The sequence below is a fragment of the Ruegeria sp. HKCCA5763 genome (assembly GCF_013034545.1).
Taxonomy (GTDB): Bacteria; Pseudomonadota; Alphaproteobacteria; order Rhodobacterales; family Rhodobacteraceae; genus Ruegeria.
Genome location: NZ_WQGF01000009.1, coordinates 133,995 through 159,325, shown reverse-complemented (window position 1 = coordinate 159,325; position 25,331 = coordinate 133,995). Strand labels below are relative to the sequence as shown.

The window sequence follows — 25,331 nt, the reverse complement described above, 5'->3', positions numbered from 1 at the left end:
AGGCTCAAACAGCAAGGATTCCGCCGCCCAGCGCTTTCCCGTAGTTATCGCCCAGACAGAAGAACAGGCAACGTTCCCAAAAAATAGGCCAATCACTGCAACAAGCATAGCAAAACCACTAAGCCAGATTGATAGCGTGCCACCGCAAGACGACGGCGCGCGATCTGATCGCCTGTCCCTTGCGGTTAAGAAATGAACAATCGTCGAGATGGCAATTTTGCAAGGACACTACGCGATTGAGACTATCTCGCTCAGAACACCTCAATTAAAATGACGTAGCCACGCCATACGTTTGAGTTTTTCAAAACTTTTCGCGTTTAGTGATCCTCGCTTGTTTCCGCAGACTAAACTGCTTTCTTCATACGTTCGTAGGCGGCCTTCATCTTCAGACCCAGCTCGCGGGCCGCTTCTCCGACTTCATCTTCGGACTTTTCGAACTGAGACTTACTCAAGAACGAGTCCCAGTCACGCATAAGGCTTTCCCATTCATCCTCTGCTTCTTTCGCACCAAGATGAAGTTGCAAACGAAGCTCGTCACGTGTTTGCTTGAGATCATCCATCCATTTCGCAATATCAGCCATGTCAATCTCTCCTATCGCTGCGGGCCAGAACTTATTTAATGATGTAAGTATTAGTTTAAATTCAAAGTTCTGTATACTCTCGCAGCGCTACAGTTTTGCTAATTTGGGATTGGAATTGAGATCCGAACCAAAAGCCAAACGCTTGACTGCGATACCCTCCAAACACTTTGCATGCACGGTTCAACCACTGTTTGCTGATCCATTACTCGCCGTCATCGCTGCAGCCACGTTCAATCGATTACAGGGGCAAATAATGGTGGCTTAAAAAATTTGACAACCTGGCCGCCGTTTTGACACTGGTAGAGAACTTCATCGATATAGTCGCGCCCCTGTTAAGCGTAGACTATTTATCTCTACTGTCGAAGTCTGCGCGAAGTTGCTCAATTTCCTCTTCAAACTCTTGGCGTTTTTTGGATTGGCCTATATGCGACAACACCGATTGATTATTCTTTTTTGAAGCAACAGTCTGCTCTTCCAGTAATTGACCATCCGCTGACAGAACTATTGCGATCCACCGTGTTGCGGGGATTTCTGCACAAAAAACCATAACGATTACCGTCATCGGTATCGCTAAAAACGCGCCGATCCCGCCCCAGACAGTGGCCCAGAAAGTAAGAGCGACCATTACCATGAACGTGCTGAGGTTCAGAGAGCGACCTTGCATTTTCGGCTGTATGACATTGGCGATGAACTGATCCGCAAGGCCATAGCCAATCAACACGATTAAAAACGGCCTCATAGTATCGAATTGGATCAGAGCAACGAGAGAGGGCAGCGCAATTGCGATGAACGCCCCAATGTTTGGAATGAAGCCGGCTACAAACACGGTCAGTGCAAGTAGTGGCGCAAAGTCCAAGCCAACCCACGAAAAAATGGCGAATGCAACAACGCCGCTCATGGCACTTGTTACTGCATTCACCCACATATACTGCTTCACGCCATTGGAAATTCTCGAAAGCACTTTCTTGGCGCGATGTGCCTCTTCCTCCCCAGAAGCCAAAAGTGGCAATTTAGTAGCCCAAGCTAGTCGTTCAGCAGTCAAGAAGATCAAATAGAGCGTTATAAGGCCAAGCATTGAAAGTGCTCCGCCCACTCCGCTCATTGCTGCAGTAAACCAACGCCCTACATCGGCTTGCTCCATGGCTTGTTGGATTGCGATCACGATCTTGGGTCCGAGAAAACCTTCCAGTTGTTCCGACAAAATTGAGAAGCGCTCCCGGTATCTTGGCAACGCGTCTTGAACATCATCCGCTGATGAAGCGGCAACAAGACCCAGAAGAACGACCGCTCCGACTATCAAAACCGTGCTCAGAAGTTGAGCTAACCAGCCGGGTGGCGACCAGCCAATCAAACTGGTGTGCTGAATCTTATCAACAAGCGCAGAGGTGAGAATATAAAGAAGACCCGTTACCGCAAGAGGAATGAGAAACCCGCGCCCGAACCACAGAGCGCAAATCACGAGAGCGATAGTGACCATCGTGAGGAACCAAATCGGCACTTTTGTATTGTCTTCGCGAGTTGGGTCCAAACAATTGAGTCCTATTGGTAAACTTGTCTCAAATTGAACACGTTATGCATACAAAATACAACATCGCTTAATCGGCTGGGGCACTTCGCGCAGTTTGGGGGCCACTGTCCGACCAGTCTGGCAACTCCGACGTCCAGACGCCAACAAATTCGGACGCGGATGAAATGACTGAAATAAGCACCCGTGCATTTTTGGAGGATGAGGTAGCGAAAGAACTAAATGAACCAAAGAGCGCAGAGACGAAGGTGTTCTGCAAAATGAAAATGGCTCGTTAGCCACCAGTTCGTTTGGCTTCAGCTTTTTCCTGCGTGCTCTGCCATATGTATCGTTTGGGTGGGGTAGGCTAGCGCGGTGCCTGCCCTTGCGACAGTCTCTAAAACTTCTAGGGCAAGGCGTTCACTTGTTTCCAGATAGTCTGAATAAGTACCAGACTTCGTCCAGGCATAGAACTGAATGTCGATGGAACTGTTGCTGATACCCGATACGTTAACGTACTTGGGAGCATCATCATCGAGTGAGAAGGCCCCACTGTTCTTCAAGAACTCACTCAAATCACGTCTAACTTTTTCAATTTGGTCACGGGACGACGAAAGAACAAGTGGAATTGAAATCAGGATACGCCTGTGCTGCATTCTTGAGTAATTTTTAACAACAGAATTTGACAGATCAGCATTCGGAACATGGCGGGGCACTTGGTCGAAGCCAACCACGAGTGTGGAACGCAGATCGATCTTTTTAACCGTCCCCAGAAACTTGCCATCAACTTCTATGGCGTCTCCGGTGACAAATCGAGCCTCGCTTTGGTTGGTCATTCCCGCGATCAAATTCCGTACTAAGTCCTGTGCAGCGATCGCAAGCCCTGCGCCCAAAACACCGACGCCAGTAAGAGCTCCACTAATGTCGACGTTCCAGACCTTCAATATCGCAGTAAGTCCAAAGATAAAAATGGCGAAGCGAGTAACTCTAGTGGTCCAGTCGGCCTCAAGGGTTACATCCTGAAACTCACCTGTTTTTAAGATTGAAACAAAGTTACCCGCTAGTTCATACCAAGTTGCAAACACAGCCACTATGGCAGCGGTCGCTAGAACGCTCCTAAAGAGGCCACCTGTAAACTCGGGAAGTTCCAGAGCTTCAGAGACAAGGAAAATCGATAGGGCTACAAGAAGTACTTGAGTAGCCGAAACGAGGCGTTCACGCGTCGCTTCACCAATCTCGGAAGATAAGTTTGACAGCAATGCATTGAGCGCTGAAACCACCACCATGGCCAGTGCACGACGAAAAACCAAAACCGCCGCACAAAACACGATCGCGGCAAGGGCCGCGGGATGATCTACTGAGCTCCACCACCGTGACAGAGCATCACCGTAAGTGGAAAGTGGCTCTCGAAAACTGTTTTCTTCCATAAATTCGATTTGTAACTCCAGCAAACGGCTGTGTCGAACCCGCTTTAGAATTTGGCGGGTTCGTTGGCCCGTTAGCCGAGTGCCTCACCTGCCAGCTTGGCTGCTTTGCTCAAAAGAGCTTTTCTGTGAGAGTATTCCTCTTGTATCTCTGCTTTTCTCTTTTGGAACCGAGCTTTCGAATTTTCTGTCGCCGAGTCGATTTGCTGGTCAATTGCATCCAACCTAGCATCGAACTCCGCGTCGATCTCCTCTAGCCGAGCGTCAATGCGGTCTATTTGCTTCTTTGACCTTTGATTTGGTCTTGTCGATACTTTCTTGGATGTCTGTCGCCATTTCTTCAGCGGCTTCGTCCAGTTCGTCTTCCATGGCAGTCAGCTCTTTGTCCAATGCAACCATTTCCGCCATCCTCAACTACATCCGTCCCGGCTTATAGCGATTGAAATGGCGCTGGACCGGAAGCTGAAGAGCCCTCCGTAACCTATTCGGCAGTCCTGTCAGAGACTTGAGCCGAAAACGTACTGGCAAGAGCTTTTTCCTGCAGCCGTGGTGTCGTTGTATGATGGCTAAACGATCATCGTTTTGATGAACACACCTGCGGATTATACTGACTTAAGAGCATCGTTGATCTGTTGCACGACATCGTCAGAGAAATCCGATATCAGCACCTCACCCTCAAAAGCAGACAGCTTTTCAAGAACCATTTCTGGGTTCTCGGTTCCACCCAATAGGAAAAGTATGGCACGACCATCTTCCAATGATCGTGCTGTTTTCTTCATAAAATCATCCGGAATGCCACGATCAGCGACCGATCCTCCAACGGCACCTGTGAGTGACCCAAACACACCGCTTGCAGCCAATAGCGCTGGATTCCCGCTCATCAGACCAATAGCGCCACCGATAACCACACCGACCCAAAGACCGCCCAGAGCCCCGAATTTCGTCATGTTGACGGTCTGATCAAGTTTGATTTCGCCATCTTCAGTGTAGACGACAACCGCGTCTTCTAACTGAACAAGCGCCATTCTGGTTAATCCCGCAATTTTGCCACGCGCGGAGCGCGCCGCTTCAACATCTTTCATGAGAATTGCGACCAGGTTCATCGTTCGGTCTCCTTTGGTTCGGCCGCGGATCCTTCTGCGAGACCCATCGCATTATTGTTGGGCCCAAAGTTATGAAACTTCTGGCGGGCTGGCAGCCGGGTTTGAGGCCGCACTGAATCACCCAATAGCCTGCTTGATCAGGTTGCCTTTTTCATCTTGTCATACGCGGCCTTCATTTTGAGGCCGAGATCGCGTGCCGCTTCTCCAACTTCCTCAGCGGACTTTTCGAACTCGGCTTTTGTAAGAAACTTGTCCCATTCGGCCTGAAGCTCTGTCCATTCATCCTCAGCTTCTTTCGACGCAAGGTGCAGTTGCAGTTTCAACTCGTCGCGTCGTTGCTGCAGGTCTTTCATGAGTACAGTCAAGTCCATATGAATTGCCTTTATTTTGATTGAGAGCAGACGAATGTTGCCAGTGTCCGTCGTCAGGGGTTTTGGTACAGAAGGCGGCCATAGCTAAGAGAGGATCTGGCCCATCTGGTTTTTCCGATTATGCGGCGGATTTTCGGTGAAGCAAGCGCCTTGTTTCGATTGTCTTCCGTTTGATCCTTTCGCGTTGTTTCAGAATGGTCTGCCCGCGCCCGAAGTAGACATCAGCCGGCGTGAGGTTTTGTAGGCTTTCGTGGTAGCGACGGTGATTGTAATGCTCGACGAAGGCGTCGATCTGTTGTTGGAGGTCGCCGGGCAGATAATAGTTTTGCGATAAGATGCGGTTCTTGAGAGTTTGATGCCAGCGCTCGATCTTGCCTTGGGTCTGTGGGTGATATGGCGCACCTCGGATATGATCCATTTGTTGATCTTCCAGCCAGTCTGCAAGCTCACCAGAGATGTAACTGGACCCGTTGTCGCTGAGCAGACGCGGCTTGTGCAGCCCGGTTGCCTGATCACAACCTGAGGCCTGCAAAGCGAGGGCCAACGTATCGGTCACATCCTCGGTTTTCATCGTCGCGCAAAGCTTCCAGGCGATGATGTAACGGCTGTAATCATCCAGGATCGTACTGAGATAGAACCATCCTCAGCTGATCACTTTCAGATAGGTAAAGTCGGTCTGCCAGAGCTGGTTCGGTCGCGTCGTCTTGTCCTGGAACTCATCCGCTGCGGACAAAACCACATAAGCCGGACTAGTGATCAGGTCGTACGACTTGAGGATGCGATAGACGGAAGCCCCTGGCACAAAATACTTTTCCGTGTCGGTGAAGCGTACCGCCAACTCACGCGGGGAAAGCTCACTTTCCTTGAGGGCCAGATCCCTGATCTTCTCGCGTACTGGCGTGGGAATGCGGTTCCAGACCCGCGATGGCCTGGGGCAGCGGTCTTCAAGCGCGTCGGGACCACCGGCACGATATCGGTCGTACCAGCGATAGAAGGTGGTCTTCGGGATGCCCAGCTATTCCAAAGTCGAATTGCGTCGCTTTCGCTGCTATGAACACACCGCGATCATTTCCTATGCCCGACCGTTCTCTGACGGGAAAAGCAAGGTACCACGTCTTTCACTCAAGCAAATCCGCGCCGACCTGACCCAGGATCAAAAACAGCTTCACAACCGTGTTCTGCGACTTCGAAACAAACTCGTCGCCCATTCGGATGCCGAGATGATGAACTTTACTGCGGAAGCGAGACCAATAGACGTAAACCATGATCAACCATTCTACGCTATTTTCGCTCAGCACGATGAAGGTTTACAGTTCTAAAGATGGCGCGATCAACCGGATTTTATTGAGCAAATTAGAAAGGTCAGCTTCTGTCTCTATGAGAAGATGACCGAGATCGTGCAGTCGGAACCCGAAGCCTTCAATTTGACTGTCCACTTTCCGGACAACTAGACGCTGGCCCAGAACAATTCCGCATGATCTCCGATGCAGGCTAGAGCAACTGCAGGAATTCCGCAGAAAGCCGTCGATCCAAACGCAGTGGGGGGAGGTACTCGAATGGTTAGAGAAGCATGGCGTAGAGCCTCCGGACCATGGATTGCCTATTGAGCCTGAACTGGGAGGTCCGGACGGCCATCGGTGACCACTCCCCAATAGTAGCCTTAGAAACCCCAAGGGCTTAGGTATGTTCACTTACCGTACTTCTGTGATCGGCTCAGGGGATAACCACCATTCGCCAGAGCAGCACTGGTATCTCTTAACTTCTTCAGACCAGAGGTGCCTTGAGCGGCTTTTCTGTTGGTAAGCTTAGCGCCCCGCTTCATCGATCCTTTCATTGGAAACAAAGGTAACTGGCCGTTGCGCCTGCGAAGCTCGTTGTGTTTGGACAGGTAATCAGTCTTTCTTGGCATCAGCTTCCTCCTTTGCCAATTGAGCCTTGGCCTCGGCAATCATGCGCGCAGTTTCGGCCTCACCGTAGGCTTTCACCAACAGGTGTCTGCCGCGCCGGTTCCCTCCTGCTATCGACCGCGCCATTGTGGCAGCGGCCTTCGGTAATACACGTTTCAACCGTGCCCGCACGTCATCCATTCCGACTACCTCCAAAGGCCAGTTCTTTGCTGAACTCGGAGGGAGGCCTCTTGCGTTTTCGGTTGTGAAAATCACCACTGTGGTTATGCCGTCCGTTCTTTCGGACATATCGCCAATATTGGTGAGACGCTGACCGGCAGGTGTTGCTGCAGAAGAAGTGAGCACGACGCACTGGTTCAAACTGCTGGTGGCAATGGCGACAAATTCGATACTCACCAACATCGTTATGATCCCGATGTCCCTCGCGCAGGGGCGGTTGGCCGAAGACACCACGTCATAGTGGCCCGCAGGCATGTTGGCCTGCATCCGAACCCACTTGGTCTCTGCCATTTCAGCCGCTTTGCGCGCCGTTGTGCCCCATGCAGTATCGCGTCGGCCCATCAATTCATCCGGCATCGGCAACGGCCACATGTACAGCGTGCCCGCGCGGGTCAGGCAGGGCACCAGTTTGACCAGCTTGGTTTCGCCGGGGATCGCAGGCCAGATGGATCGGGTTACAAGGTAGCTCTCCCGCTCCGCATCAAGCTTGATGATCCGAGCGTCCATCCGGAATTCCGGGTCGGGGTGGACCCGAAAAAAATCCTGCCGCCCCGGTTTATCGACCGGAATGTGCAGGATGGGCTTTTCGATCCCGAGGTCTTCGGCGGAGGTGCCCGACACGCTAATGTTGTCGAGGTCAAAAGGATCGTCACCCCCGCCCACCGGAGTTGACCCTCCCTCCACAGCATATCCGTTTCCGGCTTCGGGGGAGGTGCCCCCATTCATCTGAGTTGCAGCAACAGGGGGCTCAGTATTGCCACTCTCCACGGCATCACCTGTTTCCGACTTTTCCTTTGCCATTTACTGTCTCCTATGACTTTTCCGCGCGGAGTTGTTCCACGCTGAGTTTCTCCGGACTGGTGATCCCCATCACCGCTTACCCCTTGCGAGCCAATCCGCTGTCGCCTTCACTTCGATAAGGTCTCTTTCCAAACGCTCAAGGTCACCGACCAGCGATGCGATGTCTGACCGGCTCGCCAGCTTGGCGGCTTTGTCCTTTGCCGCTAGGATCGCCACACCAGCACCGTGAAGACTGCTGGCAACGTCCTTGCCAACTTGCTGCGATAAGGATGTTCGAGGGGTTGCGGCACCGGCTGTTGTGCGGGCCAAAGGCGAGCGTCTCATGCGCGCACCTCCCGATCCCCGGCCACCGCGTCCAGTTGCTTCTGACGACCGTGTGTAAGCAGAAGCGGCATGATCAAATCGTGAACGTGATCTTCTCGCTCCTCGGCATTCCCACAAATCGCGGCGACAAACATATCCACGATGCAGTCAGGGAGTTGCCGGGGGTTCGCGAGCGCGGCACGGAGAGCTTCTTCGACCGCTGGACCGTTGCTGTTTTCGGCGGTTTTGGGTAATGATATGACCATCTAGAGTTCTCCTACTTTGGTCGGTTGGGGACCTTTATTGGCAAAAAAGAACCCCGATCCCTGCAAAGGGGTCGGGGTTTGTCATTCCGCATTTTCCCGATTTTGACCGGCGACCCACTTCAACAGGTCTTCGTATTTGTACCGAACAACTGAACTAGCTAGCTTTGTCGTTGTCGGTCCTGCACCATTCGACCGCCACGCTTCCAGTGTCCGAACTGAGACACTCAGCAAAGCAGCTACCTGCTGCGTCGTGAGCATTTGATCCGGCGATGGGCGCTCTGGCATAAATGCCAATGCCTCGTCGATTTCGCCCTGCAAACGAGCTACTGCGGCCATGAGGTAATTGGGCTGGGCTGGTGCGTTCATAGTGCCGAAACTCCATAAAAGGTTCGGCTACCTATTAATCACACAGAAAGCTGACCCCCCAAATTTGCAAAGGGGTCAGGTTTGTTTCAGGTGTTGATCTTCCGCATACGCGTGGCCAATTCTTCCACGCTATTTCGCAGGTGGGCCTCTACGTTTTCAGGCTCCAAGCGATCAGTCTTTGCGCAAATATCCTCAACCATTTTGGACCGGGCGCGGTCACGGTCGGGTCGGTCAGGGATTTTCATCTGCTTCCCGCCCGCCATCCAATTCTTGATTGTGTGTTTGGACAGGCCTACCTTCCTACCGTTTACGGCTATGTCACCGCCCTTTGTCGCCCAGTCCGATACACGAAGCGCTGATTTCGCCAGAGACAACCCAGTGGCTTTGTGCAGCGCATCAGCGTTTGCCCCCAAGAACATCATCAGTGTTTCGGAGGAGGTTTTAGCGTCGTTCCCGCCGTGGACGTCAGTCGTATCAACATCCACAGCGTTGCCAAACCTCAGGAAGTAAGGGTCTAGCTCATGGCTCATATACAGATCAGGGAACAACCCCTTCAACAGAGGCATGACCTCGCTCGCAATCGCCAACCCTTTCTCCTCGGGAGAAAGGTTGCCCATACGCCTGACCTTATTGCGAAACTCTTCAAGCAAACGCGGATCGATCAGATTGCCGGGGCCGAATTTGTTCATCGGATCGCCTCCTGCCATGCCTGCTCCAGTTGGCGCTGCGCGTCACGGCGGAGGTCTTCCAACTCAGACTTGTCATACAAGGCGTCGAGCCCCTTGCGGGAATGGCCCAGTGCAAGATCACGAACATCTTGCGCTACACGCAATTCCGACAATGCTGTTTTGACACCGCGACGTAGACCGTGAAGGGCGATCTGCTCACCGTAGATCGTACTGAACTTGGCCACCCGCTGTGTCCAGCCTGACATGACAACGCCGCCACGACCTGCGAACACAAGGTCCCCCGTTCGAGGCAACTGCTCCAACACGCTGACCAACAAGTCGTCCATGTAGACGACACGAGCAGCAGCAGTTTTGGTGTTCCAAGCAGGGATGGTCCAAACACGATTGACTAGATCGACATCCGACCAAAGAGCCTGTGCCGCTTCGTTACGGCGCAGACCGGTCAATGCCAATGCTCGCAGGTACCCGGCGAATACCTCATCGCCAAGTTTACTCGCGGCTTCCCAGAAGCTAGCCCAGTCCTTTTGACGAAGGGTCCAGCGATTGCCTTTACGTGCTTCTGTTTCAATCATTTCCGCACGGGTCGGTTCGATCACGGGGATCAGCAGGAATTCCGAGTTGCGAACAAGGCCCGCACCATTGGCCCAGTTCATCATCGACCTACCGAACTTCCGAGCATCCACGGCAGCGCTGAGGCCATACTTGCGGTGGATGCGGTTCAACGCAGTATTCCATTGGTACTGGGTCACGTGCTGGGCAGGCGTTTGCAGCAGCCCTTGGGTCAGCCGAACAAGACAACGTTCCTGATTGTCGATACGCGAAATGCCACGCTCTCGCTGACGTTCCAGAAATCTCTCGACCAAGTCAGATACGGATATCTCTTTGCTCGCAGTCTGTCGGGGGTCGATCCCCAGACGGGCCTGAGCGAGTATTTCTTTCGCACGACCGCGCGCCTCCGCCAAAGAGACAACGTCTGTCTTGCCGATTGTCACATCGATCACTGCACCTCGGCCTTTGCCGATCCGCGTTCTGACCAGAAAGCTCTTCGCGCCGGTCGGCGAGATCGTGAGGTGCAAACCCACGACATCTTTGTCGGCGACGCGCTGGCGCTTGCCGTTAGCTTTGAGGCTTTTGATGCGAGAAGTTGTAAGGTTGACCCTGTCCGAGGCGGGTCGGGGTTCTTTTTCCCTACGATCCGCAAGGCGAACCACGTTCGTTTGGTCGGTCATTCCATTCTCCATTGGCAGTTTGAATACAGTATCACGGGACCAGAGGCTGTCACACCCCATTCCCACACAAATGCCGCGTAGCTCAGCGTAGGCTAAGCGTAGGGAATTCGCGCAAAGTTCTTTATTTTATGCTTATTGATAGGGGTAGATCGGATCTAGTCGTATTCCGACCACTCCCTTGGTAAGGGAGAGGTCGAGAGTTCAATTCTCTCCAGCAGCACCATCCATACATCTCCAATATCGTGACCACCCTTGTTTCTATGACTTCGCTCCGCCGAGTTCTAAGCAGGGAAGCATTGGATAGAAGCGCGTATAGAACAAACTCCTTGCCATCTCATGGGGCCGCCAAACCTGAAACTATGGAGCTGCGACCTGCCCGGCGGACACTCGGACCGGATATATTCAAGTGTTAATCCGCCGTTCTCAAAACGACCTTGTCGCTGAAAAATGCAGTTAGTTTGATCACCCGATTGGCTTTCTGGCAATCTGACTGACATAGGACATGAAACCAAAAAACGTGTTACTTGAAACGCGACTGCGTGCTTCTGCTTTCAGCGCTTCTGCTGTCTGAGGGAAAAGGACACCTGTTTCGACCATTCGGTCCGCCCCGCGATCTATCACTGTCAGGAAATACCCGGCTTCGCCTTCGGCCACATAGCCATGTCCACAGCGTCGGCCAAGTTCGAACCCTGCGGTACCCAGCAACTCTCCGATCTGACGCATGACCCAAAGATTGGTGACATTCTGGTTGATCATAAAGCGGACAAGCTGATCCAACGGGTCGAAATCTGCAATCTGGGCCGTCGCCGTATCATAGTCGCCATCGCAGACGGCAACCAAACCGCCCGGTTTGAGTATCCTGTGTGCCTCGCGAACGGCGTCTTGCGGATCGGGAACATGGCACAACAGTGTGTGCATCAACACCAGGTCAACAGATGAGGATGGAAGCCCTGTATTCCTTGCATCACCAACCTCAAACCTCAAAGATGGTTTTCCGTCAAAACGTTGCCGCGCTCTTTCAACCATTATTGGTGATGGCTCGATGCCCAGCGCCTTGGTCGCACCGGCCATCTCGATCAAGTCGTTGGTAACGTGCCCAGTGCCAGAACCGAACTCAACTGCATACGCTCCCTCAGGCAGATCAAGATCTCTGAGATAGGCTTTTCTGATCTCAACCTGAGCAGGCTCCAAACAACGGGCATCCATTGCGTCGGCAATACGCGCCTGCAACGCATCGTCTTCGTTGGCCAGATTTGAATATGGGTCAGACATACCTTTCTCCCTTGAATTTTTGGTCTCCACAACACCGCATCAATCAGGGGAAATTCTAACACATCCGGCTTTTTCAACAACGTCAGCGCCTGGCTACAAAGCTTGCCAACCTAGTTCATCTTGCGAAAATTGGCTCGGATGAGGAACACAAGAGCAAGTTGTTCGACTCGCCCTATCGAAAACGACTACTCTTTGGAAACCGTCGATTGTCCGACGAAACCGATGCCCACAATTAAGGCAAAGGTTAAGAAATGTAGGCACAAGAATCTCATGGATGACAAGTTCTCGCAATAGTTATGCCTACATCGCAATCTATTGGTAAATAATCCTGCCGATCTGTTGACTAGTCCGGTTTTAATGAGGGGGTATCTCGGCAGGGTTAGGGGGATGCCCGCTCAGGTCCGATTTGGACCGATGAAGCACGGCATCCCCTGCCGTTTTAATAGTCCTCTTTCCCGCTCAGACGCTTCTCAGTCGATCTTGTTGCGCTGTGCGTGCGGTGTGACACCAAAGCTGGATCGGAACACGCGCGAGAAATGGCCCGGGTTTTCGAAACCACAAGCAATTGCGATCTCGGTGACTGAAGCCTCGGTTTGCAGCAGCAACTTTTGGGCACGTTCCAGGCGCAGTTCCATAAAGTACTTCTTGGGCGATGTGTTCAGATACTTGCCGAACAGCCGCTCTAGCTGCCGGGTGGAAATGCCAAGTTCTTCGGCAATAAAGGACGGCGAGATTGGGGTCTCGATGCTGTCCTGCATGATGTTGATGGCCTTGGCCAGGTGCGCATTGCGCATCCCGTTGCGTGACTGCAGCGAAACCCGCTGTTTCGCCGTTGCATTGCGCACCGCGTTGTAAACCATTTGATCTGCCACATCGATTGCCAACTCTTCGCCATGGTCGCGCTCGATCAGATGCAGCATCAAATCTGCCGTCGCGGTTCCGCCCGACGCGGTGATGTGTTTTTCGTCAGCAACAAAAACACTGCGAACCAGATTAACCTCGGGAAACGCCTCCATGAAGGCATCATGGTATTCCCAATGGATCGCCGCCTGCATCCCGTCCAGAAAGCCGGCTTCGGCCAACACCCAGGCACCCGAACATAGGGCACCGATTGGGGTGCCGCGGGCGCGCGCTCGCCGCAGGGTGGCCAACAGGCGGCGGGTGACGTGCTTACGCATATGAATGCCCGACAGCACAAAAAGCTGGTCGCATTTGGCCAGGTTTTCCAGCCCGGAGTGAACCAGCGTAACTGACCCATTTGAGCACACCGCCTGTTCGCCATGCTCAGACACGAAGTTCCAGCTATAAAGTTCTTCCCCGCTCACAAGGTTCGCAATCCTCAGCGGTTCCACCGCGCAAGAGAACGCAAGGTGCGAGAATTCCTCGACCAGAAGAAATGTGATGCGCCGCGTCTTAGGCATGAGTTGATCCGTTTGAACTTGGGACAGCGCCCGAAAGTGAGTCTATTTTGCAGGAGCCTATGCTGCACGAATTTTTTTTGTATACAAGTTGTATTTTCTTAGCATACATAACCGTGACAGCACGATTCGACCGCTTTATGAAAGATGGATGAGCTAAGGGATGAAAGACGAAGCCAAGTCGCGAAAAGGCGCGTTACAAGAGCACCTGAAAACATCCATTCTGACTCTGCGCTTGCAACCAGGCACAGATCTGGACGAGGCGCATTTGTCAGATGAATTCGGCCTGTCACGCACACCGCTGCGCGAGGTATTCCGGCAACTGGCGGGGGAAGGCTATCTCGACCTGCGTACAAACCGCAGCGCGCGGGTGTCCGAGATGTCTTACACGACCCTGCGCGATTTCTTCCTTGCCGCACCAATGGTGTATGGCGCGATCCTGCGTCTGGCTGCGGGAAACGCGCGCCCTGCGCAGATCGACGCCCTAAAAGACGCGCAGCAAGCGTTCAAAGCCGCGTTACGTACAGGTTCGGCCGAGGATCGGGCGCTGGCCAACAATCGCTTTCACGATGTGACTGGCGAGATGTCGGGCAATGTCTATCTGCTGCCCTCGTTCAACCGGCTGCTGATCGATCACGCGAGGATCGGCATGACGTTCTATCGCCCACAGTCCGATGAAATGTCGGAAAACCTGTCACGCGCCAGCGAACAGCATGATGCCATCATCGCAGCCATCGAGGCGCGGGACGAAGCAGCAGCGGCAAAGCTAGCCGAAGATCACTGGAACCTGTCACGCGATCAGATTGAGATGTTCGTGATGCCAGACGCGCTGGATGTCCCGATGGGCGTCCCACTCCTTTCGAAACCTGCATGAGGACGGAATGAACCCGATTTTCAAGTTTGAGGGGATTTATACCCCTGTGGTCACGCCCTATCACAACGATGGAAGCGTTAATTGGGACGCCTTGTCCAATGTGATCGAATACCTGATCCAGAGTGGCGTGCATGGTCTGATTTCGGGCGGATCGACAGGTGAAAACTATGCCCAGACTGTGGAAGAACGGCTGGAACTGGCCAAATTCACACATCAGCAATTGAAAGGCCGTCTGCCTCTGGTCGTAGGGACCGGGGCCATGCTGACGCCGGATTCCATTGCGCTGGCCTCGGGCGCGCGCGAAATTGGTGCAGATGCGATCCTGCTGGCCAGCCCGCCCTATTCGGTGCCGACCGACCGCGAAAACGCACTGAACGCGCTGGCTATCGACAAGGCCGCGGACCTGCCCGTAATGCTGTACAACTACCCGCACCGCACCGGCACGATGATGGGTGAGGAATTTCTTGACCGTGTAGGCCGCAGCCGGAACTTCTGCGGCATCAAGGAAAGCTCGGGCGATATCAACAGGGTGCACCTGCTGGCGCGGGACTATCCACACATCCAGCTTGGCTGCGGTATGGACGACCAGGCGTTGGAATTCTTCGCCTGGGGTGCGCCGTTCTGGGTCTGTGGCGGGTCGAACTTTCTGCCCACCGAGCATGTGGCGCTTTACGATGCCTGCGTGATCGAGGGGAATTTCTCTAAAGGTCGGCGGATCATGTCGGCCATGATGCCGCTGATGCGAGTGTTGGAACAGGGTGGCAAGTTCATCCAGACCATCAAGCATGGCGTGACCATGAACGGGATCGATGCGGGCGCGATGCGGCCTCCGCTGAAGGGTCTGAACAAAGACGACAAGCGCGCGTTGGAACAGGTGACGCGTGTGCTCAAGAAGACAATCGCTGACATTGTGGCTGAGGGGTAAGAGACATGGATCTGCTGACACAGGACGAATACAAATCCATCGCCGCAGGCCTGACGCTGCCTACAGGCGCTTTCATCGACGGCGCCTTCCGCCCCGCGATTTCGGGTGAGACCTTTGAGACAGTGAACCCAGCCACTGGCGACAAACTGGCGGACATCGCGTCTTGCGGCGCAGCGGATGTGGACTTTGCCGTCGAAAAGGCGCGTGAGGCGTTTGACGATGGCCGTTGGTCCAAGCTGCATCCGAGCGAACGCAAGGATGTGCTGATCCGGTTGTGCAAGTTACTGACCCGCAATACGCGCGAACTGGCGGTGATGGAAAGCATCGACAGCGGCAAGACCATCCTTGATTGCGAATCCGTGGATGTGCCCGAGACGATCCACTGCCTGAAATGGCACGCCGAGGCGATTGACAAGATTTACGATCAAGTCTCGCCCGCCAGCGACGATCACATCGCCATGGTGGTGCGCGAACCGATTGGCGTCGTCGGCCTGGTGCTGCCCTGGAACTTCCCGCTGCTGATGCTGGCGTGGAAAATCGGGCCTGCTTTGGCGGCGGGCTGTTCGGTCGTGGTGAAACCCGCGACTGAGACCACGCTGACCGCTCTGCGTATGGCTGAGCTGGCGATGGAGGCTGGCCTGCCCCGCGGCGTTCTGAACATCGTTCCGGGCGGCGGCGCAGAGGTCGGTGAACCCATCGGGCGGCATATGGATATTGACATGGTCTCTTTCACCGGCTCGACCGTAACCGGCAAACGGTTCCTGACCTATTCCGCCGAAAGTAACGCCAAAGAAGTGGTGCTGGAGATGGGCGGCAAAAACCCGGCCATCGTTATGGATGACGCTGAAAACCTTGACCGTGTGGCCGCGCATGTGGTGAACGGCGCGTTCTGGAACATGGGCGAGAACTGCTCGGCCTCGTCGCGCCTGATCGTGCACAAGGATGTAAAGGCAGAGTTGCTGGAGCGCATTGCACATCACGCCAAACAGTGGAATATCGGTGACCCTCTGGACCCGGAAACCCGTATGGGCGCGCTGGTGAGCGAAGGGCATTACAATAAGGTCTGCGGTTATCTGGATCAGGCCGAGAACGTGGTGATCGGTGGCAAAGCTGACAAAGGCTTTGTCGAGGCTACGGTGGTCGAAGTACCCGGCAATGACGCCACCCTGGCGCGAGAAGAGATCTTTGGCCCGGTCCTGTCAGTGGTCGAAGTGTCGGGCTTTGACGAAGCCATCAAGATCGCCAATGACACCGACTATGGCCTATGTGCCTCGATCTTCACTGCCAACGCCAAGCGCGCCATTCGCGGGGCTCGGGCGATCCGGGCGGGCACCGTGACAGTCAACAGCTTTGGCGAAGGCGACATCACCACGCCATTTGGCGGCTACAAGCAGTCTGGCTTTGGCGGTCGCGACAATTCGGTCCACGCCCACGATCAGTACACCCAGTTGAAAACCATCTGGATCGATCTGGCCGATGACGCAGACGAGGCGGTGGATTGACGCGGTTCGAGGCCAAAAGACTTCCCCGGCAGACGGGCCCGGCCGGATGGAATGCCATCCTGCCACCCCAGACGCCCCTGCCGGAACTGGACAAGGACCTGATTGCCGACATCACTATCGTTGGCGGTGGGTTTGCTGGGCTCAGCACGGCGCGGCGGCTGCATCAACTGGATCCATCACTGAAGGTTGTTCTGCTGGAAGCAGGCCGATTTGCCGATGGTTCTGCGGGGCGGAACTCGGGATTTATGATCGACCTGCCTCATGATTTGGCCTCGGACAATTATGCAGGCGAAGGATTGGAAGAGGATCGCGCCGCAATTGCACTGAATCGCAAGGCCATTGCTTTTGCGAGCGACGTGGCCGGGGAATGCGAGTTAAATCAGGAAATGTTCGACCCCTGCGGCAAGTACAATGCCGCCGCCACCAAGGCGGGCGACGCGCACAACCGCGCGTTTGCGGAACACCTGAGGAAACTGGGTGAGCCTCACACGCTCTATGACCAGCAACAGATGCACGAAATCACGGGCAGCCCACATTACACCTCGGGACTTTACGCGCCAGGAACAGTGATGATCCAACCCGCAGCCTATGTGCGGGCGCTTTCGGCCCAATTGGCTGATCAGATTGACGTGTTCGAAAACTCACCAGTCACCAGTTTCGAAAAGCAAGGCACAAGCTGGGTGGTCAAAACCACCAAAGCCAAGGTCAAGACCGGGCGGATTATCCTCGCCAATAACGGCCATCTCGAAAGCTTTGGGTTCTACCAAAGACAATTGATGCATATCTGCCTCTACGCGTCGATCTCAGCACCTTTGACTGTGGCACAGATCAAAACGCTTGGCGGGCAATCGCGCTGGTCGGTGACACCTGCCGATCCGATGGGCACATCGGTGCGGCGCATTTCCGGCAGCTACGGCGATCGCATCCTGATCCGCAACGGTACCAGCTTTCACCCGACAATCGAGACCAGCCCAATGCGGCTGCGCAATGTCGGCTGGGTTCAGGACCGCAAGTTCATGGAACGTTTCCCGCACCTGTCAGACGTAACGATGGAGCACCGCTGGGCCGGGATGCTTTGCCTAAGCCGCAATGGGTCTGCGGCCTTTGGTGAACTTGAGGACGGTGTGTTCTCGGCCTGCTGTCAGAATGGCCTGGGCATCGCCCGAGGAACCTTGCAAGGCATGGGCATCGCAGAATTGGTGATGCAAGGCGGATCAGAGATCGCCAGTCACTTTCTGGAACAGCCGGATCTTCCGCGATTGCCGCCCGAGCCATTCGCCTCGCTTGGGGCAAACAGCTATTTGATTTGGAAAGAATGGCGATCCGGTAAGGAGTGATGCGTTGGCGTCAGGGAAGGCTAAGCTTGGCCATGCGCCCACCATCTACGGTGTAGACCTGCCCGGTGATAAAGCCCGCCTCCTCTGACGCCAGAAACGCGACGAGGGCTGCAACCTCTTCCGGCCGACCGGTCCGTGCAACAGGGTGGATTTTGGCTATATCATCACGGAATGCAGCAGGGTCAGGCATGGAATCGATGAAATCTTCGTTCAGTTCGGTATCGATCCATCCGGGTGCCACGGCGTTGCAACGGACACCTTCAACCCCGTGATCCACGGCAACGGCGCGGGTCAGACCATGCAGCCCTGCCTTGGACGCGCAATAAGCCGCGTGACCGGGATTGCTGCTCAAACCTTCAATGGATCCGGTATTGACGATATTACCGCGGGTTTGACGCAGATGCGGCAGCGCGGCTTTGATCATCAGGAACGGAGCGGTCAGATTGACCGTCAGATTGCGGTGCCAATCCTCAAGGCTCATGTCTTCGACCAAAACTTCCTGCATCATACCCGCGTTGTTGACCAACACATCCAGGCGCCCAGCATCAGATACCACTTCGCTGACCGCCTGTGCCGGGCTGTCGGGATCGGTGAAATCCGCTGCAATGCCTTGAAACTCGCTGTCTTCTCCACGTTGCGCGGTAAAGACCTGCGCGCCCTCATCCCGCAACCGACGGGCAATGGCCTGACCGATGCCGCTGCGCCCGCCTGTGACCAATGCCACCTTTCCCTCGAACCGCTTCATGAAACTGGCTTCCCTCCGTTGACCTCGACCAGCGTACCGCAAACATAACGCGACGCGTCCGAGACGAGGAACATGATGACGTCTGCAATATCCTCGGGCTCGGCGATGCGGCCCAGCGGCACGGTTTGGCCCAGCTCGGCCACGGCAGTATCGGGATCAAAACCGCGCTTTTCAAAACCCGAGCGCAGCATAGGCGTATTCACCTCATTCGGGCATACAGCGTTGACGCGGATACCCTGATGGGCATGGTCCATACCCATACATTGGGTCAGGGACGCAATGGCCGCTTTTGTCATACAATAAACGGCGTGATTGGGGCCGGGGCGCAGCCCCCAACAAGACGCGGTGTTGACGATAGCGCCCCCTCCCGTTTCAGCCATGATCGGGATCGCCGCGCGACAGATACGAAACGGGGCTTCGACATTGACGCCCAGTGACAAAGACCAATCCGCATCCGACGTTTCGGTGACGGACCCGCGTGGGATGACACCTGCGTTGTTGATCACGATATCGAGCCCGCCCAGCGCAGCCGCCGCGGCCCGGGGCAATTGGTCGGCATAGTCTGGATCAAGCAGATCGCCGGGCAGATACGCCTCGGCCTCAATACCATCGACCGACCGGTCCGCAACCGCGACCCGCGCCCCAGCTTGGCGCAAACGCTCAACGATTGACGCCCCGATACCTCCGGCTGCGCCAGTGACCAAAGCCGATTTTCCATTCAGGGTCATGAGATCATCCACGGTTAAAACGACGCAACAGGGGTGCCAAATTGGCTTTCATCAGGCACCACGCCCAGCCCCGGCCCTGACGGAAGCGCGATATGCCCGCCTTTGATCTGGATACCATTGTCGGGATCATAGTTACCTTCGATATAAGGTGCGGTAAGCCAGACGCCTTCCAGCAGATCGGGCCGAACCGTTGCACCGACATGAGTACAGGCAGCGGCGATGATATCCCCACCCCAGCTGTCGTCGCAGGTGTGCGGAAGGTTTCGGGCTTCGCAAATGTCGCGGAAAGCGCGCATCGGGTGCAACCCACCGATCCGAGTGACTTTCATCCCGAACCCATCGACCAGACCAGTCCCTGCTGCTGAGATCACAGTGTTCAGACTGGTGCTGTTTTCGTCCATATAAATGCCGTGCGTGACCTGAGACCGGATCTTATGTAAATCCTCAATGGTGTTGCAGGGCTGTTCCATTATGAACGGAATTTCCGGACATTCGCGGCTGACGCGCAAAGCGTCGCGCGTGGTCCAGCCCCGATTGCCATCCACAGCCAGACGCGTACCCGACCCTTTGACAACGTCCCAGACCTTGCGGATGGTTTCGATGTCGATCTCGACCGGGCGGCCCCCGACCTTGATCTGCAATCGCGGGTAGCCTTCGGCCATTTTCTCGGCTGCCAGTCGGGCAATATCGTCAGGCGCACCAACGCCAGTGGCATAGTAGGATGGGACTTTGTCAGTTGCTGCACCACCCAGCAGGTCGCTGACAGGCACGCCCAAGTGTTTACCCAGCACATCGTGAACCGCAATATCGACAGCCGCTTTGGCATATGTGTGCCCGTTCAGCAGCCCATCCATCCGGCGATGCAGTGTCAGCGGCAGTGCTTCGGTGCCGATCAAGCCCGGGGCCATTTCGATCAAAGCTGCACGGGCGCCTTTTGCGTGCGCCTCAGCATATGTCGGGCCAACTGGGCAGGTCTCGCCCCAGCCGATCAATCCGTTATCGGCAACGACTTTGACCAGAGTGGTATCAAGCGACCAGACCTGTGCATTGGCCATGGTGTAGGGTCCGTTTTTGACCGGCAGGTCGTGGCTGTAGATATGGAGTTCGGCGATCTTCATGCTGCTCTGCTTGTCCTGAACGAAAAAAGGGCCCACCCGGATTGCGGGCGGGCCAGTACGGGGAGATTGTATCAGTAGGTCTGGTTCAACTCATCCGCCGCCGGGATTTCCCTTTCGCGGCGCGCGATGTAGTCGAGAAGCGCTTCGTTTTTGGCTTCGTCCAGTTTTGGCTCTTGGTACTCGGCCAGCAGTTTTCGCGCGTGCTTCAAGGCGCGTTCCGTGATTTCCACTTCGCCCTCAGCCACCCATTGTTCGATCGAGTTGTTGTCAAAGAGTTCAGGCATAAAGAACGCCGTCTGGAAATTGTCCTGCGTGTGCGGATGGCCAAGGTAGTGACCACCAGGGCCAACATCCGGAACCGCCGCAAGCGCCTGATCAAAATCGTGCCATTTGGGGCCTTCCGCCATGCGGTAAGCCATTGCGCATTGTTCCGCATCCACCACGAACTTGGCGACCGAACAGTGCATTCCAGCCTCATTCCAGCCTGCCGAATGCCAGATATAGTTGGCTCCGGCATGGATCACGGCGCTGAGTGTTGTTGCGGATTCGTATCCCGCTTGCGCGTCAAACGTTTTGGCGCCGCCCAGCGTGTTCGAAGTGCGCCATGGCACGTCGTAATACCGCGCCATCTGGCCGATCATGAAATTCATCAGGCTGATTTCAGGCGTGCCCGCCATGGGCGCACCGGATTTCATCGACACGGTCGACAGGTAGTGCCCCCAGATCGCAGGTGCGCCCTTGCGGATCACCTGTGTGTAGGCCAGCGCCGACAACGCCTCGGCTGTCAGCTGCGCTACGGTCGCGGGGACCGAAGCGGGTGTGTTCGCGCCACCCAAAACGAAGGGCGAGCACAAAACTGGCTGGTTGCGTCGGCTAAAGGCGCGCATCGCGCCCAGCATGGTTTCATCCCACACCAAAGGGCTGTTGCCGTTGCAGTTGCCGGTGGTGACAGGATGGTCGTCGATAAAGCCTTCGCCGAACAGGATATCGCACATATCCATCACATCCTCGGCGTTCTTAGGCGATGTCGTCATGCCCATGAAAGTCTTGTCCGAGTATTTCATCGAAGAATATGTGATGCGCAGGTGCCGCTGGCTGATCGGGTGATCATAAGGCTCGACAATATGGTGGGCCGAGCTGTGTAGTGCAGGCATCATGTGCGACAGCTTGTGGAACATCGCCAGATCATCCAGCGTCGGATTCCGCCGCACGTCATCCAGATCGCGCAGGAAAGGCGCGCCGGTCATTGGCACAAAGATCGAATGTTTGCCGCCCAGTGCAAGGTTCTTTTGCGGGTCACGCGCATGATAGGTGAACTGCGATGGAATGGTCGAGATCAGCTCGCGTACCATGTTGCGGTCCAGATAGACCAACTCTCCGACAACCTTGGCTCCGGCTGTCTTCCAGTCTTCCAGCGCGATGGGGTCGCGGAATTGAACACCGACATTTTCCAGAATATCCATTGCCGCGTTGTCGATACGTTCGACCTGGCTTCCGTCCATGACTTCGCAAACGGGAATGCCTCGGGTCAAACCCGGCAGCATGGCAAAGTTTGGAGCAGTACGTTGGGCGCGACGGGCAGAGCGTCCACCGGACCGCGCGGCAGTGCGAGTAGTCAAAGGGCAATCCTCCAATTTTCAATCATACTGGCGGATTCGCGGAGCGATCACCTCTCTGATTGCGATATGTGCTTGCAGGAAGCGACACGGGCCACATCGCGGGATTTTCGCGCTTGCACTGCGCAAGTGAACCCTTGGTTACCTTTCGTTAAGTAACCTGCTTCACTGTCAATCAGGTGCATACATCTGCAACACGTACCCGTATGGTTGTTTCAGGAGGGGCGCAGAAATGCACCACAAAACAGAGATGCTCATCATTGGCGCCGGGTTTTCAGGGCTGACCATGGCGCTTGAGGCGCGCAAACGTGGGCTCTCTGATATTGCGATTCTGGAAAAGGCAGATGATATCGGTGGCACGTGGCGCGAAAACACATATCCCGGCGTGGCCTGCGATGTGCCTTCGCATCTTTATTCTATGGCGACCCACCTTAACCCGCATTGGAGCCGCGCCTATGCCGGAGGCGCTGAAATTCAGGCTTACCTGAAGGGTGTCGCGCAGCGCGAGGGATTGTATGACCTCTGCCATTTCGGCCAGGAACTGAAAGCGGCCAAGTGGGACGGCGCGCGCTGGCAAGTGGAAACCATGGACGGGCAAAGCTGGTCGGCGCGGTTTCTGGTCTCGGCCATTGGGGCGTTGCATCACCCCAGCATTCCCGATCTTCCCGGCGCGGACGGTTTTCCTGGGCCATGCTTCCATTCGGCCCAATGGGATCACGACGTTGATCTGACCGGCAAACGAGTGGCCGTTGTGGGCACCGGGGCGTCGGCGGTTCAGTTCGTGCCAGAGATTGCCAAACTTGCCCGCCACGTGACTATCTTTCAGCGCAGTGCGCCTTATGTCATGCCGCGCCCGGACGGCCCAATTGCGCCCTGGGTGCGCAAGCTATATGCCCACCTTCCCTTACTGCCGCGTATCCGGCGCAAACTGATTTTCATGTTTTTCGAGTTCCGACACCGGGTGTTCAGGGGCGAGGAACGGGCGATGAACTTTGCCCTTAAGATGTGGCGTAAATCGCTGGAAGGGGCGATAATCGACCCCGAAGAACGGCGCATTCTGACACCCGACTATCAGATTGGTTGCAAACGTATCCTTAGCTCGAACGACTGGTACCCAACCCTGGCCCGCGACAATGTCAGTGTCGTGCCACAGGGCGTTGCCCGTATCGATAGGGATACGCTCATCACGTCAGACGGCACCAAAGTCCAAGCTGATGCCCTGATCTGGGGCACCGGATTTCATGTGACCAATGTTGTCGAGCGATTGGACATCATAGGTTCCGGTGGCCTGACACTGCGAACGGCCTGGGCTGACGGCATGAATGCAAATCTGGGCACAGCGATTGCGGGCTTTCCAAATTTCTTTATCCTTCTGGGCCCGCATACCGGTCTTGGCCACAACTCGGTCGTGCTGATGATCGAGGCGCAGGTTGGACATATCGGTCGCGTCCTAAGCGAGATGCAGCGCAAAGGGCTTTCCGCGATCACACCTGATGCAACGAAACAAGCGGATTTCACCCAAGAGATGCAGGACCGTCACGCCGACAGTGTCTGGCAGACGGGGGGGTGTACATCCTGGTACATTGATGAAGACGGCAGGAACACGACGTTATGGCCCGGGACTGTTGGTGAATATCAAGCGCGTATGGCACAGTCGGGATTGGAACAATACACTACCGTCGGACAGGAGACAGCTAGATGACACTTATTCTAAGCCTGATTGCAGCCTGTGTCGTCTTTCTTCTGGCCATGGCCGTGTGGACCCGGCGGTTGACCCGTCAGGGGCTGAGCACCGTACCACAAATGGGCCAGATCGTGCCCGTGCAGGGCGGCAGTATCCATTATGTTGAAAAGGGCGATCCTGACGCGCAAACGCTGGTCCTTATCCATGGTCTGGCGGGGCAATTACAGCATTTTACCTACGCCTTGGCCGATCAACTGGCCGAAGAATACCATGTCATTGCGCTGGATCGGCCAGGCTGCGGATATTCTACCCGCGAAACGGCAGAACTGGGGCAATTGCCGCAACAAGCCGCAATGATTGCCGAGTTTCTGGAGATCAAAGGCGTCGATCAAGCGGTTCTGGTCGGGCATTCACTGGGCGGCGCAGTGTCACTGGCGCTGGCACTGGACCACCCCGAACGCGTATCAGGTCTTGCATTGCTGGCGCCTCTGACGCACAGGCTGCCTGAAACGCCGGTGATCTTTAAGCCGCTCGATATCCGATCCGGATGGCTGCGCAGCCTGATTGCAAATACGGTTGCGGTGCCTATGGCCGCGAAAACTGCACCCTACAGCCTGGGCGTAGCGTTTGGCCCTGAAACCGCACCAGATGACTTTCTGGATCGTGCGGGCGGCGCGCTTGGGTTGCGCCCCTCGGCGTTTGTTACGGCCTCGCAAGACGTTGCCGGGCTGGACGCAAGTTGCGACGCGCAGGTGTCCAGATACCCCGAGCTATCCGTGCCGGGCGGTATCTTGTATGGCCGCCAGGACGCGCTCTTGTCGCCTGCCCTTCACGGCCCTCCTATGATCAAATTTGGTCTAAGCTATGAAGAGCTGGACGGGTTGGGACACATGATCCTGATCACCGAGCCGGAAATCTGTGCCGCGTTTATTCGCCGGATGGTGGCGGAAACCAAATCACCGCAGACACCCCTGCAGGAACCAACCGCCGCGCCTGTGAAAGAAATCCTTGGTTAGGTTGATTTCCCTCTTGACCCTCCCCGGCCCCTCGCTTACATCGCCTCTCACTCAAGGCGGAGTAGCTCAGTTGGTTAGAGCAGCGGAATCATAATCCGCGTGTCGGGGGTTCAAGTCCCTCCTCCGCTACCACCAAACCCCCCACCTTTTTGGAACGGTTTGAAACCAAGGCGCTAAGGCGGCCCTTCACCTCGACAGGCACGCCGTCTTCCTCGGTCGGAGACACAACGATCTCCGAAATCAAGCCGCGCACCGCATCACGTGCTTTTGGATTCGGATTGCCGTTATGCGCCTGCATAGAAGAGATCATTTCATCCAGTGCCGTGACATACT

General features: G+C 55.3%; 26 protein-coding genes, 1 tRNA gene and 1 pseudogene. 8 read left to right on the top strand and 20 right to left on the bottom strand.

What is annotated here, in order from left to right:
* Positions 1–344 precede the first annotated feature (344 nt).
* From GOV89_RS16080 to GOV89_RS16055, 7 genes and pseudogenes are all read right to left on the bottom strand, one after another.
* Entirely contained in the window at positions 345–581 is a 237-nt protein-coding gene (locus GOV89_RS16080; RefSeq protein WP_170422163.1) for a hypothetical protein, read from the bottom strand.
* Positions 582–924: 343 nt separating this feature from the next.
* On the bottom strand, positions 925–2,109 hold the full coding sequence (locus GOV89_RS16075) for an AI-2E family transporter (protein WP_170567910.1): 1,185 nt from the start codon (positions 2,107–2,109) through the stop codon (positions 925–927).
* Between the two features lie 293 nt (positions 2,110–2,402).
* On the bottom strand, positions 2,403–3,512 hold the full coding sequence (locus GOV89_RS16070; protein WP_170422168.1) for a mechanosensitive ion channel family protein: 1,110 nt from the start codon (positions 3,510–3,512) through the stop codon (positions 2,403–2,405).
* A gap of 261 nt (positions 3,513–3,773) precedes the next feature.
* Positions 3,774–3,908: a hypothetical protein gene (locus GOV89_RS22995; protein WP_256368552.1), complete on the bottom strand. Its 135-nt coding sequence runs from the start codon at positions 3,906–3,908 to the stop codon at positions 3,774–3,776.
* 203 nt (positions 3,909–4,111) lie between these two features.
* Positions 4,112–4,612, bottom strand: a complete 501-nt coding sequence (locus GOV89_RS16065; RefSeq protein ID WP_171238617.1) for a DUF1269 domain-containing protein — start codon at positions 4,610–4,612, stop codon at positions 4,112–4,114.
* Positions 4,613–4,749: 137 nt separating this feature from the next.
* Positions 4,750–4,983: a hypothetical protein gene (locus GOV89_RS16060; protein WP_170567908.1), complete on the bottom strand. Its 234-nt coding sequence runs from the start codon at positions 4,981–4,983 to the stop codon at positions 4,750–4,752.
* Positions 4,984–5,101: 118 nt separating this feature from the next.
* A pseudogene (locus GOV89_RS16055) lies at positions 5,102–5,998 on the bottom strand (IS3 family transposase); the annotation flags it as partial.
* Between GOV89_RS16055 and GOV89_RS16050 the strand changes: the two are divergent.
* Positions 5,991–6,302, top strand: a complete 312-nt coding sequence (locus tag GOV89_RS16050; protein ID WP_170611859.1) for a hypothetical protein — start codon at positions 5,991–5,993, stop codon at positions 6,300–6,302. The pseudogene GOV89_RS16055 and the gene GOV89_RS16050 overlap by 8 nt on opposite strands.
* Before the next feature lie 368 nt (positions 6,303–6,670).
* On the opposite strand, the gene GOV89_RS16045 is transcribed toward GOV89_RS16050, so the two are convergent.
* From GOV89_RS16045 to GOV89_RS16005, 9 genes are all read right to left on the bottom strand, one after another.
* Positions 6,671–6,892, bottom strand: a complete 222-nt coding sequence (locus tag GOV89_RS16045) for a hypothetical protein (protein ID WP_170619892.1) — start codon at positions 6,890–6,892, stop codon at positions 6,671–6,673.
* Entirely contained in the window at positions 6,876–7,910 is a 1,035-nt protein-coding gene (locus tag GOV89_RS16040) for a hypothetical protein (protein WP_171238616.1), read from the bottom strand. Before GOV89_RS16040 ends, GOV89_RS16045 begins: the two co-directional genes overlap by 17 nt.
* A gap of 69 nt (positions 7,911–7,979) precedes the next feature.
* Positions 7,980–8,234, bottom strand: a complete 255-nt coding sequence (locus GOV89_RS16035) for a hypothetical protein (protein ID WP_171238615.1) — start codon at positions 8,232–8,234, stop codon at positions 7,980–7,982.
* Positions 8,231–8,479 carry a hypothetical protein gene (locus GOV89_RS16030; protein WP_171238614.1) on the bottom strand — a complete coding sequence of 83 codons (249 nt, stop codon included), beginning with the start codon at positions 8,477–8,479 and terminating at the stop codon, positions 8,231–8,233. Before GOV89_RS16030 ends, GOV89_RS16035 begins: the two co-directional genes overlap by 4 nt.
* Before the next feature lie 81 nt (positions 8,480–8,560).
* The gene (locus tag GOV89_RS16025; RefSeq protein ID WP_217352170.1) at positions 8,561–8,845 is read right to left on the bottom strand and encodes an AlpA family transcriptional regulator; all 285 of its coding nucleotides are present in this window, start codon (positions 8,843–8,845) and stop codon (positions 8,561–8,563) included.
* Positions 8,846–8,931: 86 nt separating this feature from the next.
* A complete protein-coding gene (locus GOV89_RS16020; RefSeq protein WP_170623256.1) occupies positions 8,932–9,534 on the bottom strand; it encodes a hypothetical protein in 603 nt (200 codons plus the stop codon).
* Complete coding sequence (locus GOV89_RS16015; RefSeq protein WP_171238613.1) at positions 9,531–10,763, bottom strand: integrase family protein; 1,233 nt, start codon at positions 10,761–10,763, stop codon at positions 9,531–9,533. The genes GOV89_RS16020 and GOV89_RS16015 overlap by 4 nt, the downstream gene beginning before the upstream one ends.
* Positions 10,764–11,225: 462 nt before the next feature.
* Positions 11,226–12,035: a methyltransferase domain-containing protein gene (locus GOV89_RS16010; RefSeq protein WP_171175895.1), complete on the bottom strand. Its 810-nt coding sequence runs from the start codon at positions 12,033–12,035 to the stop codon at positions 11,226–11,228.
* 470 nt (positions 12,036–12,505) lie between these two features.
* Positions 12,506–13,456 (bottom strand): GlxA family transcriptional regulator, encoded by a 951-nt coding sequence (locus GOV89_RS16005; protein WP_171175897.1) that lies wholly within the window; start codon positions 13,454–13,456, stop codon positions 12,506–12,508.
* Between the two features lie 160 nt (positions 13,457–13,616).
* On the opposite strand from GOV89_RS16005, the gene GOV89_RS16000 reads away from it, so the two are divergent.
* The 4 genes from GOV89_RS16000 to GOV89_RS15985 are packed head-to-tail and all read left to right on the top strand — an operon-like array spanning position 13,617 to position 18,091.
* Positions 13,617–14,327 carry a GntR family transcriptional regulator gene (locus GOV89_RS16000; protein ID WP_171175899.1) on the top strand — a complete coding sequence of 237 codons (711 nt, stop codon included), beginning with the start codon at positions 13,617–13,619 and terminating at the stop codon, positions 14,325–14,327.
* 7 nt (positions 14,328–14,334) lie between these two features.
* Entirely contained in the window at positions 14,335–15,252 is a 918-nt protein-coding gene (locus tag GOV89_RS15995; RefSeq protein ID WP_171238612.1) for a dihydrodipicolinate synthase family protein, read from the top strand.
* A 5-nt stretch (positions 15,253–15,257) separates the two neighbouring features.
* Positions 15,258–16,754, top strand: coding sequence for an aldehyde dehydrogenase (locus GOV89_RS15990; RefSeq protein ID WP_171238611.1), 1,497 nt, complete (start codon positions 15,258–15,260; stop codon positions 16,752–16,754).
* The gene (locus GOV89_RS15985; protein ID WP_171238610.1) at positions 16,751–18,091 is read left to right on the top strand and encodes an FAD-binding oxidoreductase; all 1,341 of its coding nucleotides are present in this window, start codon (positions 16,751–16,753) and stop codon (positions 18,089–18,091) included. The genes GOV89_RS15990 and GOV89_RS15985 overlap by 4 nt, the downstream gene beginning before the upstream one ends.
* A 10-nt stretch (positions 18,092–18,101) precedes the next feature.
* Here GOV89_RS15985 and GOV89_RS15980 read toward each other — a convergent pair whose 3' ends face one another.
* The 4 genes from GOV89_RS15980 to GOV89_RS15965 all read right to left on the bottom strand — a co-directional run bounded on the left by GOV89_RS15980 (position 18,102) and on the right by GOV89_RS15965 (position 22,301).
* Positions 18,102–18,836 carry an SDR family NAD(P)-dependent oxidoreductase gene (locus GOV89_RS15980; RefSeq protein ID WP_171175907.1) on the bottom strand — a complete coding sequence of 245 codons (735 nt, stop codon included), beginning with the start codon at positions 18,834–18,836 and terminating at the stop codon, positions 18,102–18,104.
* Entirely contained in the window at positions 18,833–19,564 is a 732-nt protein-coding gene (locus GOV89_RS15975) for an SDR family NAD(P)-dependent oxidoreductase (RefSeq protein WP_171238609.1), read from the bottom strand. Before GOV89_RS15975 ends, GOV89_RS15980 begins: the two co-directional genes overlap by 4 nt.
* Positions 19,565–19,578: 14 nt before the next feature.
* Entirely contained in the window at positions 19,579–20,682 is a 1,104-nt protein-coding gene (locus GOV89_RS15970; RefSeq protein ID WP_171238608.1) for a mandelate racemase/muconate lactonizing enzyme family protein, read from the bottom strand.
* A 71-nt stretch (positions 20,683–20,753) separates the two neighbouring features.
* Positions 20,754–22,301, bottom strand: coding sequence for a trimethylamine methyltransferase family protein (locus GOV89_RS15965; RefSeq protein ID WP_171238607.1), 1,548 nt, complete (start codon positions 22,299–22,301; stop codon positions 20,754–20,756).
* Positions 22,302–22,530: 229 nt separating this feature from the next.
* Between GOV89_RS15965 and GOV89_RS15960 the strand changes: the two genes are divergently transcribed.
* The 3 genes from GOV89_RS15960 (at position 22,531) to GOV89_RS15950 (ending at position 25,130) form a co-directional block, all read left to right on the top strand.
* Positions 22,531–24,000, top strand: coding sequence for an NAD(P)/FAD-dependent oxidoreductase (locus tag GOV89_RS15960; RefSeq protein WP_171238606.1), 1,470 nt, complete (start codon positions 22,531–22,533; stop codon positions 23,998–24,000).
* Positions 23,997–24,998 carry an alpha/beta fold hydrolase gene (locus GOV89_RS15955; protein ID WP_171238605.1) on the top strand — a complete coding sequence of 334 codons (1,002 nt, stop codon included), beginning with the start codon at positions 23,997–23,999 and terminating at the stop codon, positions 24,996–24,998. Before GOV89_RS15960 ends, GOV89_RS15955 begins: the two co-directional genes overlap by 4 nt.
* 55 nt (positions 24,999–25,053) lie before the next feature.
* Positions 25,054–25,130, top strand: a tRNA-Met gene (locus tag GOV89_RS15950).
* Positions 25,131–25,331 lie beyond the last annotated feature (201 nt).

What these genes read in the sequence shown, in the direction of transcription:
- GOV89_RS15995 (WP_171238612.1), top strand. Translation starts at nt 14,335, where the DNA reads ATGAACCCGATTTTCAAGTTTGAGGGGATTTATACCCCTGTGGTCACG.
- GOV89_RS15975 (WP_171238609.1), bottom strand. Translation starts at nt 19,564, where the DNA reads ATGACCCTGAATGGAAAATCGGCTTTGGTCACTGGCGCAGCCGGAGGT.
- GOV89_RS16030 (WP_171238614.1), bottom strand. Translation starts at nt 8,479, where the DNA reads ATGGTCATATCATTACCCAAAACCGCCGAAAACAGCAACGGTCCAGCG.
- GOV89_RS15970 (WP_171238608.1), bottom strand. Translation starts at nt 20,682, where the DNA reads ATGAAGATCGCCGAACTCCATATCTACAGCCACGACCTGCCGGTCAAA.
- GOV89_RS16080 (WP_170422163.1), bottom strand. Translation starts at nt 581, where the DNA reads ATGGCTGATATTGCGAAATGGATGGATGATCTCAAGCAAACACGTGAC.
- GOV89_RS16070 (WP_170422168.1), bottom strand. Translation starts at nt 3,512, where the DNA reads ATGGAAGAAAACAGTTTTCGAGAGCCACTTTCCACTTACGGTGATGCT.
- GOV89_RS16005 (WP_171175897.1), bottom strand. Translation starts at nt 13,456, where the DNA reads ATGCCTAAGACGCGGCGCATCACATTTCTTCTGGTCGAGGAATTCTCG.
- GOV89_RS15980 (WP_171175907.1), bottom strand. Translation starts at nt 18,836, where the DNA reads ATGAAGCGGTTCGAGGGAAAGGTGGCATTGGTCACAGGCGGGCGCAGC.
- GOV89_RS15990 (WP_171238611.1), top strand. Translation starts at nt 15,258, where the DNA reads ATGGATCTGCTGACACAGGACGAATACAAATCCATCGCCGCAGGCCTG.
- GOV89_RS16065 (WP_171238617.1), bottom strand. Translation starts at nt 4,612, where the DNA reads ATGAACCTGGTCGCAATTCTCATGAAAGATGTTGAAGCGGCGCGCTCC.
- GOV89_RS16025 (WP_217352170.1), bottom strand. Translation starts at nt 8,845, where the DNA reads ATGAACGCACCAGCCCAGCCCAATTACCTCATGGCCGCAGTAGCTCGT.
- GOV89_RS16040 (WP_171238616.1), bottom strand. Translation starts at nt 7,910, where the DNA reads ATGGCAAAGGAAAAGTCGGAAACAGGTGATGCCGTGGAGAGTGGCAAT.
- GOV89_RS16045 (WP_170619892.1), bottom strand. Translation starts at nt 6,892, where the DNA reads ATGCCAAGAAAGACTGATTACCTGTCCAAACACAACGAGCTTCGCAGG.
- GOV89_RS16035 (WP_171238615.1), bottom strand. Translation starts at nt 8,234, where the DNA reads ATGAGACGCTCGCCTTTGGCCCGCACAACAGCCGGTGCCGCAACCCCT.
- GOV89_RS22995 (WP_256368552.1), bottom strand. Translation starts at nt 3,908, where the DNA reads ATGGTTGCATTGGACAAAGAGCTGACTGCCATGGAAGACGAACTGGAC.
- GOV89_RS16050 (WP_170611859.1), top strand. Translation starts at nt 5,991, where the DNA reads ATGCCCAGCTATTCCAAAGTCGAATTGCGTCGCTTTCGCTGCTATGAA.
- GOV89_RS16015 (WP_171238613.1), bottom strand. Translation starts at nt 10,763, where the DNA reads ATGACCGACCAAACGAACGTGGTTCGCCTTGCGGATCGTAGGGAAAAA.
- GOV89_RS15955 (WP_171238605.1), top strand. Translation starts at nt 23,997, where the DNA reads ATGACACTTATTCTAAGCCTGATTGCAGCCTGTGTCGTCTTTCTTCTG.
- GOV89_RS16060 (WP_170567908.1), bottom strand. Translation starts at nt 4,983, where the DNA reads ATGGACTTGACTGTACTCATGAAAGACCTGCAGCAACGACGCGACGAG.
- GOV89_RS16020 (WP_170623256.1), bottom strand. Translation starts at nt 9,534, where the DNA reads ATGAACAAATTCGGCCCCGGCAATCTGATCGATCCGCGTTTGCTTGAA.
- GOV89_RS16000 (WP_171175899.1), top strand. Translation starts at nt 13,617, where the DNA reads ATGAAAGACGAAGCCAAGTCGCGAAAAGGCGCGTTACAAGAGCACCTG.
- GOV89_RS15960 (WP_171238606.1), top strand. Translation starts at nt 22,531, where the DNA reads ATGCACCACAAAACAGAGATGCTCATCATTGGCGCCGGGTTTTCAGGG.
- GOV89_RS16010 (WP_171175895.1), bottom strand. Translation starts at nt 12,035, where the DNA reads ATGTCTGACCCATATTCAAATCTGGCCAACGAAGACGATGCGTTGCAG.